Genomic DNA, 12163 nt, shown 5'->3' with positions numbered 1-12163 from the left:
AATAATGATTTTAATAATTATTGGGTTGGCTAATGCTGCCAACTGCACAAATAAAGAAGCTAAAAAGACTTCTAAAAGTACAAAGCGGTAGCGTGATAAATAGGGCAAAAACCACTGCAAACCAAAGCGTTTTTTGGGTGTGGTTTTGGTAGAGGAAAGTAGCAAGACCCGCATCTGGTCAGAATTGCTTGCTTCTAGTTCTAACTGAGAAAGCAGTTGTGCAGGTTTGAGTCGTAGTATTCCCTTGGATGGTACACCAATAACTATCAGGCGATCGCTTGCTTCATAGACAACCCCATAGCTATCACCATAGTGAATTATGGCTGGGGTGGGAATGCGCGTGATTTGTGAACAAGGCATATCTCCTAATTTGGCTTTGAGTCCAATGAATTCAGCCAAGGTTGCACAAACCTGCAACGGTATTACACCATGCTGTTTCATCTGCTGGGTGAAGATGCGGTTAATTACGTCCCGCCGAAAGGGCATTTCCAGATATTTGGAGAGCATTTGGAAACAGGCGATCGCAGAATTTAATTGTCCTTTGCCGGGAAAATGCGGGTATTTTATATTCTTTATTTCATGTTTTATACTTTGTGGTTTTGCTTCTGGTGCTTCTTCAACAGGTGCATAGGGAATTTCATTTATGTCTATATACTGATTCTTCAGTAAGAAATCTGACTCATGCACACCAAGCAACCGCACCGGGATTGTTTCCTCAATCTCAACCGTGTCTTGGAGATTATTAAATTCCAGGGAAGAACCACAAGCAAAGTTTTTCACAATTCCCCCACCACTGACAAACCAGACCCTTTCGTTATCGAGTTGACTAAGTGATGTTTTTCCAGGGGGGAGATAATCTATTTTTGCGCCAGCTAAAGCATTTCGAGCCAATTCTTTGAGATTGATATCGCCTAAATCTGATTTTTGCGAATTTAGACTCAAAACATGATATATTTCCGCTAGATGAGTTTTGTATTGACGAAATTGGGCAAAATCTGGGTAACTTGTGAGCAGATGGTAATAATCATCAGCATCCAAAGTTAAACATTTCACTTCAGTAGAGGCGATCGCCATTTCACAGGGAACTTCTCGCAGTAAACTAATCTCACCAATAATCTCTCCAGGTTGGAGTAACTTTAAAGTTATTGGCTTTTGGGTTTGGGGGTCATATCCTAATAGACGAGCTGTTCCCTCATAAATAATTGCTAATTTTTCAGGGCTGCTTTCTCGATCAATAATTTTTTGCCCCAATGAATAAACTTGAGTTTGAATTCGTGTTGATAAATCGGCAAGAGCTTCACTTGATAATTGGTCAAATCCCTCAATTGTCGCTATAAAATTTTGAAAATTGTTTTGAATATAAGTCATTATAAATTAACTGAAGACTGAGAGTTTTTCAACTTTTCGATAAGCCTATCTGTTTGCCAATCAGACTGATAAATCCAGCACCAAAGTGTTGAATCTCTAAAAAATTTGCTTGTTCTGGGGCAGACTTATAAACCCGGAATGTCTTCATGATTCCCAAGGTTGCAGCACTTTCTAAAGGGCTAACAAAGCTGGTATCGCGGTCAATAAAATAAGGTTGATTAGCCCAATGTTCCATTTGATTAGCATTCAAAAAGTAACAACCAGAATGAGGATTCAGGGTACGGTGAAATGTGATTGGCATCCCCATAATTATCCCCTGAAGGTGTGGTTTTTCATTTACATTTTGAAAATTGGCTGTCATTTTAGGTGCTAACTCACCATCAATATAGGATTTGCAGGTTAAATAATTGGTGGCAACTTCGTAGCGATTAGGCTGGAGTAGATTGAGATCACCTCCTTGCTGAGTAAACCAATTTAATTTAATAAAAAACCAAGGATCATTAAGTATTAAGTCATCTTCAAGAAAACAATAGTAATCATATTTACCAAGGGAATCACGCAATATTGCTTGACACTCAAACCCTAGCAAGATGGGTTCTACTTGTGTGGAATGGTGTTGATAAAAGTGAGATGGCAAAGATAATTGATTTAAGAGATGATGACCTTGGGTAGTACAAATCACAACATCCAAATCGTAGGATTGCGGTTGATTGGCTGGTAAAGCCAACCTCTGTTTAATGTCGATGATGGTTTGAGATTTGCCAAATAGCTGATGTAAAGCAGCAATGCTTTTAGTTAATGCAACTAGCCGAGGCTTGGGGTCTTTTCTTTGAGAACCGTGCTTACCGTTGCCGTTGGCATTAAAAAAGTGGGCTATAGTCAAAAGAATCCGCATAGGCGTTAAAATACACTGAAATTAGTTTGTTAGTAGTCCACCAGAGTTTAGAGATCCCCGACTTCTTTAAAGAAGTCGGGGATCTGAATACCTGCTACCTATGATCTATGCTTAAAAGATAAAGTCGGTAGCATCCACATTGGTAGCGGTGAAGTTTGCCAGAGTAATTGTATTACCAGCCCCAAATACGCCACTGGAAATTACCGTATTTGCAGCATTTTGAGTCACTGTCAAAGAACCAAAACTGATTGCAAATTCCGTGAGGTCTATTTTGTCTTCACCATCAGTGAAACCATTAATCCGATCGCCACCAAAGCCCGATGCAAAGATAAAGGTATCGTTCCCAACACCCCCATTCATGGTGTCATTACCAACACCGCCGATTAAAGTATCATTACCATCTGCGCCAGTGAGGATATCATTGCCAGCACCACCTGTGAGCCAGTCAGCACCGACTCCACCGTTGAGGATATCATTGCCATCACCGCCATCAAGGGTATCGCTGCCATTTCCTCCCAGTAAGGTATCGTTACCGCCGTTGCCAGTGAGGATATCGTTGCCAGCAAGCCCATTGAGGGTGTTGTCAGTTTCATTACCTGTGATGGTGTTGGCAAGTGTATTACCTGTACCGTTTTGGGCTGTGCCAAGCAAGGTCAGGTTTTCTAGGTTATCGCCTAAGCTATAGTCCAGAATAGATTGGACTGTATCTGTGCCTTCATCGACGTTTTCTGTAATGGCATCCCCTAGACTATCAACTATATAGGTGTCGTTACCTGCACCACCATTCAAGGTGTCTGCACCTGTACCTCCATCAAGATAGTCGTTACCTCCACCACCGATCAGTAAGTCATCACCTGTATCACCATTCAAGGTATCTGCACCTGCACCTGCACCTGCACCACCATCAAGATAGTCACTACCTTCGCCGCCGAAAAGCCAGTCAATTCCATTACCACCAATTAGGGAATCGTCGCCCGTACCACCATCAAGGGTGTCCGCACCAGCATCGCCAATCAGAGTGTCGTTACCTTCTGCCCCGCTTAAAGTATTATTATTCCCATTACCTGTAATGACGTTGGCAAGTGCATTACCAGTCCCGGTTTCGGCTGTACCAATCAAGGTGAGGTTTTCTAAGTTATCGCCTAAAGTGTAGTCTAGGCTAGACTGGACAGTATCAAGACCTTCGTCAGCATTTTCTGTAATGGTATCCCCGGTACTATCAACTATGTAGGTGTCATTGCCTGTACCACCAAGCAGGGAGTCATCACCCGCGCCACCATCAAGGATGTCATCACCAGCACCGCCAATTAGGGTATCGTTACCGTCAATCCCGCTTAAAATATTATTACTCTCATTCCCTGTGATGATGTTGGCAAGTGCATTACCTGTACCGTTTTGGGCTGTACCAATCAAGGTGAGGTTTTCTAAGTTGTTGCTTAAGGTGTAGTCCTGACTAGATTCGACAGTATCAAGACCTTCGTCAGCATTTTCTGTAATGGCATCTCCTGTACTATCAACTATGTAGGTGTCATTGCCTGTACCACCAATCAGGGAGTCATCACCCGCGCCACCGTCAAGGATGTCATCACCAGCACCGCCAATTAGGGTATCGTTACTATCAATCCCGCTTAAAGTATTATTACTCTCATTCCCTGTGATGATGTTGGCAAGTGCATTACCTGTACCGTTTTGGGCTGTACCAATCAAGGTGAGGTTTTCTAAGTTGTTGCTTAAGGTGTAGTCCTGACTAGACTCGACAGTATCAAGACCTTCGTCAGCATTTTCTGTAATGGCATCTCCTGTACTATCAACTATGTAGGTGTCATTGCCTGTACCACCAATCAGGGAGTCATCACCCGCGCCACCGTCCAGGGTGTCATTACCAGCATCGCCAATTAGGGTATCGTTGCCGTCAGCCCCGTTGAGAGTATTATCGCTAGTGTTGCCCGTGATGATGTTGGCAAGTGCATTACCAGTTCCGTTTTGTGCTGTACCAATTAAGGTGAGGTTTTCTAAGTTGTCGCTTAAGGTGTAGTTCTGGCTAGATTGAACTGTATCAAGACCTTCGTCAGTATTTTCTGTAATAACATCCCCGGTACTATCAACTATGTAGGTGTCGTTGCCTATACCACCTATTAGGGAGTCATTACCTGCACCGCCATCCAGGGTATCATCACCAGCATCACCAATTAGGGTATCGTTACCGTCAGCCCCGTTGAGGGTATTGTTGTTAGTGTTGCCCGTAATTGTGTTGGCAAGTGCATTACCCGTCCCGTTTTGGGCTGCGCCTACTAAAACTAGGTTTTCTACGTTGTTACTTAAGGTGTAGTTCTGGCTAGATTGGACATTATCTACACCTTCATTGGCATTTTCTACGATCGCATCCCCGGTACTATCAACTATGTAGGTGTCGTTACCCGTCCCACCATTGAGGGTGTCATTACCTGCACCACCATTGAGGGTGTCATCACCTGCACCACCATTGAGGGTATCATTACCATCAGCCCCGTTGAGGGTATTGTTGCTAGTGTTACCTGTGATGATGTTGGCAAGTTCATTACCTGTGCCGCTTTGGGCAGTACCAATCAAGGTGAGGTTTTCTAAGTTGCTGCTTAATGTATAGTTCTGGTTAGATTGGACAGTATCCACACCTTCATTGACGTTTTCTGTAATGGTATCGCCACTATCAATTATGTAGGTGTCGTTACCTGTGCCACCAATCAGAGAATCATTACCTGCGCCGCCATCAAGGGTGTCATTACCAGCATCGCCAATTAGGGTATCGTTGCCAGCAACCCCGTTGAGGGTATTATTGCTAGTGTTACCAGTAATAATATTGTTGAGGGTGTTACCAGTGCCGCTTTGAGCAGTGCCAGTTAGTGTCAGGTTTTCGACGTTGTTGCCTAATGTATAGCTAGCAAGACTAGAACGGATGGTATCTATACCTGGATTGGCATTTTCAACGACGGTATCACCTGTGGCATTGACGGCATAAGTGTCATTACCAGCACCACCAACCATCCTGTCAGCACCCGCGCCGCCATCGAGATAATCATCACCGCCAGCACCATTAAGGGTATCATTACCCCCAAAACCAAAGAGGTTATCGTCGTTGCTAGTACCTGTGAAAGTATTATTACTACCATCACCAAGAGATAAGCCAATGGTATCAACTGCGATCGCACCTGTAAGATTTGCACCCACAAAGCTAGCATTTGTGAAGTCGGTTTTTGACAGATCAGCATTAGTCAAATTGGCATCAGTGAAATTTGCACCAATGGCGATCGCATCAGTCGTCAGCACCCCACTCAAGTTAGCACCCGTGAAGTTGGCATTTGTAAAATCGCCTGTTGACAGATCAGCATCAGTCAAATTGGCACTGGTGAAATTTGCACCAACCGCAGACCCGTTAATGAAAACACCTACTGCATTTGCTTGGCTGAAGTTAGCTCCACTGACATCAGTAGTATCAAATCTCGTGCTAGTCAGGTTTGTCACTGTAACTGTACCATTACTAGCAACATAGGCACTAAAATCAGAACCACTCAGAACGGCATCATTTATCAATGCACCACTTAAATCAGCACCACGAAACCTCACATTAGCAGTTTGACTTGCTTCGAGGGGAGCATCACTCAAAGCCACACCACTCAAATTAGCGAGGTCAAAAATAGAGTCTCGCAGAGTTACATCCGTGAAATTAGTGAACCGGAGGTCAGCACCTGTAGCATTGACGTTAACTAAAAGAGTTGCTTCTAGAGTTGCTCCTTGGAGATTAGCATTTGTCAAATTAGCACCTGTAAAGTCAGCTGCTTTCAGATTCGCTAAGGACAGATCAGCACTAGTAAAGTTAGCACCTCTCAGGTTTGGTCGTTCCGACTGTTCACCACTAAGATTAGCTTCTCGCAGATTGGCATTAGTCAGATTGGCATTTGATAGATTGATAAATTTGGTGTCGATTAATGAGAGATTAGCCCCAGTTAGGTTTGCTCCCGTGAGATTGACATTTTCTAATGTTGCCTTAAAAAGATTAGCTGGGCCAGAGTTGTTATTGGGAGCAAAGATAGCATTACGGGCATCAACATCGAATAGTTTCGCTTCTTCAAAGTTAGTACCTCTCAACTGTGTATTGAAAAATGAAACATTGGTGAGAGTAGCTTTGAAAAACGTCGAACCATTGAGGTTTTGACCGTTAAAGTTGTTTCCGACTAAGAACTGTTCGTTAAAGTTAAGAGCTGGCATACTACATACCTCAAAGTTTAAGGAATAGGAATTCAAGAGGAAAGCCAAAAAGCAATCCTGATGAAATAAATGTTCCTGCCAAGCATTAATAGGGAACTAATAAAGCCAATTCGTAATTCGTAATTAATTAATTCAGCCATTCATAAGGAGCTAGGTTTTCAACCTTATTTTTTGGATTTCAAAATTGCAAGACTGAGCAATTTCAAGCTGAATGTTGGATTTCTCCCGATTGTGGTGGAGAAGTTTTTTGCATTTGATCTTTTAACCAAGCAGCAAAAAATTCGTTGAGCAACCTTTGTCGCATCGGTTGGTCGAATTGCGCTGGGATAAACTTTTCTAGCTGCACGATTATCCAGCAATCGCCAATATTAGTTGGTGGTGATAGTTGACCGGGTTGGCTAATAGCAAGGATGCGCGCCAGTTTGGGATGGGGTGTACTCAATGCTACAGGGACTATTAAGCCACCAGTCTGAGCTTCTGCACCTTGGGAATATTGTCTGGCGATTTCAGCAAAGGACTGTTCACCTTCGAGGAGGCGAAAGTAAAGTTCTTGAGCTACAGAACCATCTTGAATACGAATCAGAGAATAAACAACCTGGTCAAGTTTTGGTTTCAATTGGCGAAAATGAGACTCTAACTTGCTACCCCAGGTAGCTGCTTTGAATTTCTCAATCCTCAGGTTGCGAGTTGCTAAATCTACAAATTCTGCTTCCGTCAGGTTTTGCTGCTGTAACCAAGCTTGGCGTTCAGCTTGTGATGACAACTGATGTTGTTGACAAAACTCTTGATAACACTTAGCTTGCTCCTCATTTGAGCAGGTAAAAGAGGCGATCGCTTCGTCAATTAAGAGTTCTTGCTGAAGCTTTGGTAACATTTGATATCGACTCAAGAGGGGAATAATTTCTTGAATTGTTAATATCTGATTGTGAACTTGTAAGGTTGTTTCAGATGTGGCTTTTGGCGATTGCTTACCAAATCCCTTGTTTTTGATCGGGGCGATCGCCTCTAACTTCCTTCCTCCCGACGGGTAAATGAGTTGAGTTTCTTCTGACTGCTGTATCCATTGCAGGTGTTGGGGTAATAGCTGGGCTAAATCATAGCGTTCTAGAATCGTTTGCCTAGCTTTCGCCCTAATTGCAGCCATTTTCTCTGGATGACTGAGGGCTTCTACAATGCGATCGCATATTTCCTGCGGTGAAAAGAAATCTGCTAACAGGCCGTTAACACCATCTTGCACCACCTCGGCTACAGGAGCAGTTCTCGAACCTATCAGCAAGCACCCTGCTGATAAAACCTCCAGCATCGACCAAGATAAAACAAAGGGACGGGTAAGATAAACGTGTGCTGAAGAAGCTTGCAGGACTTGCCGATATTCTTCGTAGGGTAGCCAACCTGTAAAATGAACTCGGCTAAGGTCGAGTTCATATTTTTCTAGCATCACCTCTTTATAGGTTTTGCCATCGGGTAGCTTTTCACCATAAGCGACGCGGTTTTCTCCGACAATCACCACATGACAATTAGGGCGTTGTTGTTGGAGTAAGGCGAGAGCCTCGATAAATTGGGGAAATCCCCGGTAAGGTTCCATACCTCTTGCTACATAAGTAACAAGTTCTTCAACGTGAGAAAGGTCTAGATTGATGCGGGGAAGAACTAGCTTTGCTCCTGGTTGGGGAACAAAGAAATTAGTATCAACCCCATCATGCAGCACACTAATTTTATTGTGATACTCTAGGGGGAATTGCTGGCGTTGCCAATAGGTAGGAGAAAGACCGCGATCGCAACTATATAGATCCTGCAAAATCGGTGCATTTTTAATCCGAATCCGGGCTTCATCATCCGCAGTTATGGGATCGTTGGGATCAAAGTCAGCATCAGAACCATGAGCATGATAAAACCACTCGAAATAGCACAGTAACTTAGCTTGGGGAAAAATATCCTTGATAAATAAAGTCGGGCCCCAACCGGAATGACCATAGACTACATCTGGAACAAATCCCCGTGCTTTCAGTTGCTCTGCCAGTCTATACACCCCTTGACCCTGAAGAACAGCATTTTCCAAGGGTTTGACGTAATGGTGAGTTTCCGGCCGAGCCTCACGTTTAGGGTTATAAATGACCCGATTTACACCAGGCAATTTACCTTCTTTGCGAGTAGTACCAAAAAAAACCTGGTTATTTTTGTCCTTAGCTAAAGCAGCCGCTACATGACGGAATTGGGCTGGGAAATTCGGGTGTAAAAATAAAATTCTCATGGTTTTTTGATGACTTGTCTCCAGCTTTTCCCAACTATGTTTAAGCAGATTTTCGACTAGTTAAGCTATTCTGCTTTTAAGTTACACAATCCATCGTGAAGGCTGTTAACTGTTGACAGCCATTATTAGCAATTGTGTAATTTAGACGTGCATGATTTTATTGCAGTCTACTGAACCGTTTATCTAGCTATCAGATTGAAACGTTAGAGGAACAGTTTTCTCAGGAATAATTATCTGAAAAAGAGTTTAAGTAAAGCTATGCTGGAGAACATTTGGATATGTTCGGCATAACTCACCTATACGTGTTTCTGCTGGCTACTTCCAAAAGTTAATAAAGTTAAATTGGAAGTAAACAAAAAAATTAAAAGATTATAATTGAGACTTCATCGGAAGAGTAGCTCCAAAAAGTTATCCAGACTCTGTAGCTACTCTTCATGGTTGGGGTAACTATTAGGTGTGTGCTACTTGGCTACCAACCAAAGTACACCGCCTAGTTACCCATTTCTTAGATAGACTCAATGAAATCTGATGCGTCAAACGCTCCACGGTTCACACCTGCCACAAAGGCGAGGTTTTCAGATTGAGCAGGAGTAAAGCCTTCAGTCAGAACGTAGATGCGAGTACCAGTTACTCCATTAATGGTGGTGTTCTGGAATCCTAAATCCTCAAATTGCAGCAGTTCCAGCACGAAGAAATCAGTACCATTTTGGAAGTCATTGATGTAGTCGCCAACAGGAGGAGTGATGACTGGCTCACCGAATACGGGGGGTTCTGGGACAAATTCTGCATAATACAATTGGAAGAAATCAGTGTCAGCACCGCCGGTTAGCGTGTCGCGTACAGTTTGGGTTTCTGAGTCTTCACCACCAAAGAGAATGTCAATGCCTGCGCCACCAATGAGACGGTCAGCACCGTAGCCGCCATCCAGGAAGTCATCACCAGCACCGCCATTAATCACATCATTACCAGCGAGAGATTCAGCTACACCCAGGTCACCGTAGATAGTGTCATTGCCACCCAGACCATTGAGGTTGTCAGCACCTTCGCCGCCATCGATGTAGTCACCCTCTGCGCCACCTCTGATAGTTTCTAAACCAGCACCACCTAAGAGGGTGCTAGAACCTAAGCCACCATCAAGAATGTCATTACCATCACCGCCATCGAGGTAGTCAATACCATCTCCACCGATGAGGGAGTCGTCACCAGCATAACCATATAGAATGTCATCGCCATCACCACCGATAAGGGTGTCGTTACCACCAGAAGCCAAGCTGTCAGCTTCACCGTAAAGGGTATCATTACCTGCGCCACCATCGATGTAGTCAGCACCACCTGCAACAGTACCTTCGGTATCATCACCGTACAGCACATCATCAAAGTCGCTACCAATTAGGGTGTCATCACCAGCACCACCTTGGGCAGTATCTTCAAAGCCACCATAAACCCAGTCAGCACCCGCCCCACCATCGAGCAAATCTTTGCCATCTAGTGCATCGTTAGCGTTAGCGCCGCCGTAGATGGTGTCATTGCCGGCATCACCATATACTTCGTCTTCGCCTGCTCCTCCAAAGAGTCTGTCAGCACCAGTTCCACCAAACAGTACATCGTTATCTAATCCACCATCGATGAAGTCATTGCCAGCATCGCCATGTAGCTCGTCTTCACCGCCTTCCCCTAATATTCTGTCAGCACCATCTCCACCAAACACAGTGTCTTTGTCCTCTCCGCCGAAGATGGTGTCATTACCGCCTAAGCCAGATAAGAGGTCTTCTTTACCAAAGCCGCGAATCGTATCGGCATTATTAGTCCCGGTGAGGGTATCGTTTTCTTCTGTTCCGTTTCTGACTGCCATAAACTTATCCTTGTTTCAAAATGCAATTTTTGTACGTAACTTGAACGTGATGGATGCACGATACAAGTCTCTTTAATTTGGCTGTTCTCTCACCACTTCCCCCTCTCCCAAAATTAGCAGAGGGGGTAATTAAGACATGGTGAGAAAATACTGTATTAGCTCGTCATACATATTCCCAACTACTCCATAAATAAATATTTGCAAAGCAACCTTTCTCGAAACTTTCTGGATCACTTAAAATAGTATTTATTGAACACTTAAGTAATAAAGCTATGCGAAAGTCGGCGTAAAAGAACGCAGAACAGCTTACCAAAAGCTAGGTTAGGGTTACAGCTTGTGGTCAGACATATCTCTATTTCTTACGCAATTTCAGTTTTTCCCAATATGTAGCCGTGTGCATCAAATTTAGATTTTAGATTTTCATCCAAAATGATCTGAGGCATTTGTGCAATTAGACAACACATCATCACTATTGAAACTGAAAAATTGCAAAGCACTTACTTGATATTTAACCGGAGCGAATAACGCACCTGTTGAATCTCATATCCTGCAATATTCTCAGCAAAAACATGGTGGGCAATGCCAATCTAAATAAATATTATCTTGATTGCCATCACTATAAACTGCTACATCCTACTACTCAAAGTCTCGAAATACATACTTTCTCCGTAGATAATTAAACGGTTGTACCTGAAACCCTTAGCCAGAGTGATAAATAGCTGTAACTATATATATTTATTTAGGAACACTTTAATCGAATACAGGGAACAGAGCATTTTTGATGCACAATATTATGTGCATTCATGCCTTCGGCTTGTTGCCAATGCAGAAGTTGCGCTAGTTCAAACCTCGGATGAAAAAAGGGCGTAAATCTTTAAGTCCCCGTTTATCAAAGGATAGTTAATGCTTTTTCTTACCCTTAATAAACTTGGTGCTTAAGAAATTTACATTTGATTGCTTGCATTAGCTTATACTAGCTTGTATTAGCTTTCCTTAACATCATACATGAGAATAATACTCTTATGATCAATTTTCTGTATGGAATTTATAAAGAATCTGTTCATTAGATTAGTCGATGATATACATAGCTTTAAATTAGGGATATGGTTGTCTCATTGGGCATTATTTATGATATGGGGAGTGCCTGTAAAATAATTAGCATGATGCGATCGCCGCAAGAAGACATTGTTTGAACGGAACTTCGATTATTTCATACAACTCCCAGAAGAATCGCCAGAAGCTTTACCATATCAAGTTTTCCTCAGAAGTGAGGAAAATTCAAAAACAGGTAGACCAGTTGAAAAAATTTATTTGACAATCGAGTGCTTCAAAGAAATGGGGATGTTGTCTAAAAGTGAACAAGGTAGACAGATCCGCAAATACTTCTGCAATGTGAATTGATTGCCAAAGAATCAGTCAAGTTAATTCCTCAACTGCAACAACAAATTTAGGACTTACGCATTGACAAAATGGCAAAAGAGTGGATTGATAAAAAGTATCATCTACTCACTAGGTATCGAACAATCAGAGAAATCAGCAAACCCTCGACAGCACA

General features: G+C 42.9%; 5 protein-coding genes. All 5 read right to left on the bottom strand.

Going from position 1 to position 12163, the window contains the following annotated elements; all coding sequences use genetic code 11:
• The coding region (locus tag H6G14_RS31345) for a cyclic nucleotide-binding domain-containing protein (protein WP_190572658.1) at positions 1 to 1368 on the bottom strand (1368 nt) is incomplete at its 3' end.
• 28 nt (positions 1369 to 1396) lie between these two features.
• The gene (locus H6G14_RS31340) at positions 1397 to 2263 is read right to left on the bottom strand and encodes a calcium-binding protein (RefSeq protein ID WP_190572657.1); all 867 of its coding nucleotides are present in this window, start codon (positions 2261 to 2263) and stop codon (positions 1397 to 1399) included.
• Positions 2264 to 2374: 111 nt separating this feature from the next.
• Entirely contained in the window at positions 2375 to 6505 is a 4131-nt protein-coding gene (locus H6G14_RS33850; protein WP_242054226.1) for a beta strand repeat-containing protein, read from the bottom strand.
• Between the two features lie 202 nt (positions 6506 to 6707).
• A complete protein-coding gene (locus tag H6G14_RS31310) occupies positions 6708 to 8756 on the bottom strand; it encodes a glycosyltransferase (RefSeq protein ID WP_190572655.1) in 2049 nt (682 codons plus the stop codon).
• A gap of 505 nt (positions 8757 to 9261) precedes the next feature.
• The gene (locus tag H6G14_RS31305; protein WP_190572653.1) at positions 9262 to 10608 is read right to left on the bottom strand and encodes a calcium-binding protein; all 1347 of its coding nucleotides are present in this window, start codon (positions 10606 to 10608) and stop codon (positions 9262 to 9264) included.
• Positions 10609 to 12163 lie beyond the last annotated feature (1555 nt).

This window comes from Nostoc parmelioides FACHB-3921 (assembly GCF_014696625.1).
GTDB lineage: Bacteria > Cyanobacteriota > Cyanobacteriia > Cyanobacteriales > Nostocaceae > Trichormus > Trichormus parmelioides.
Note: the sequence above shows the minus strand (reverse complement) of the source record. Positions and strands in the feature narration are given on the sequence as shown.

Excerpts from the sequence above, each read along its gene's own strand:
- H6G14_RS31340 (WP_190572657.1), bottom strand. The coding sequence starts at position 2,263 with ATGCGGATTCTTTTGACTATAGCCCACTTTTTTAATGCCAACGGCAAC.
- H6G14_RS31305 (WP_190572653.1), bottom strand. The coding sequence starts at position 10,608 with ATGGCAGTCAGAAACGGAACAGAAGAAAACGATACCCTCACCGGGACT.
- H6G14_RS31310 (WP_190572655.1), bottom strand. The coding sequence starts at position 8,756 with ATGAGAATTTTATTTTTACACCCGAATTTCCCAGCCCAATTCCGTCAT.
- H6G14_RS33850 (WP_242054226.1), bottom strand. The coding sequence starts at position 6,505 with ATGCCAGCTCTTAACTTTAACGAACAGTTCTTAGTCGGAAACAACTTT.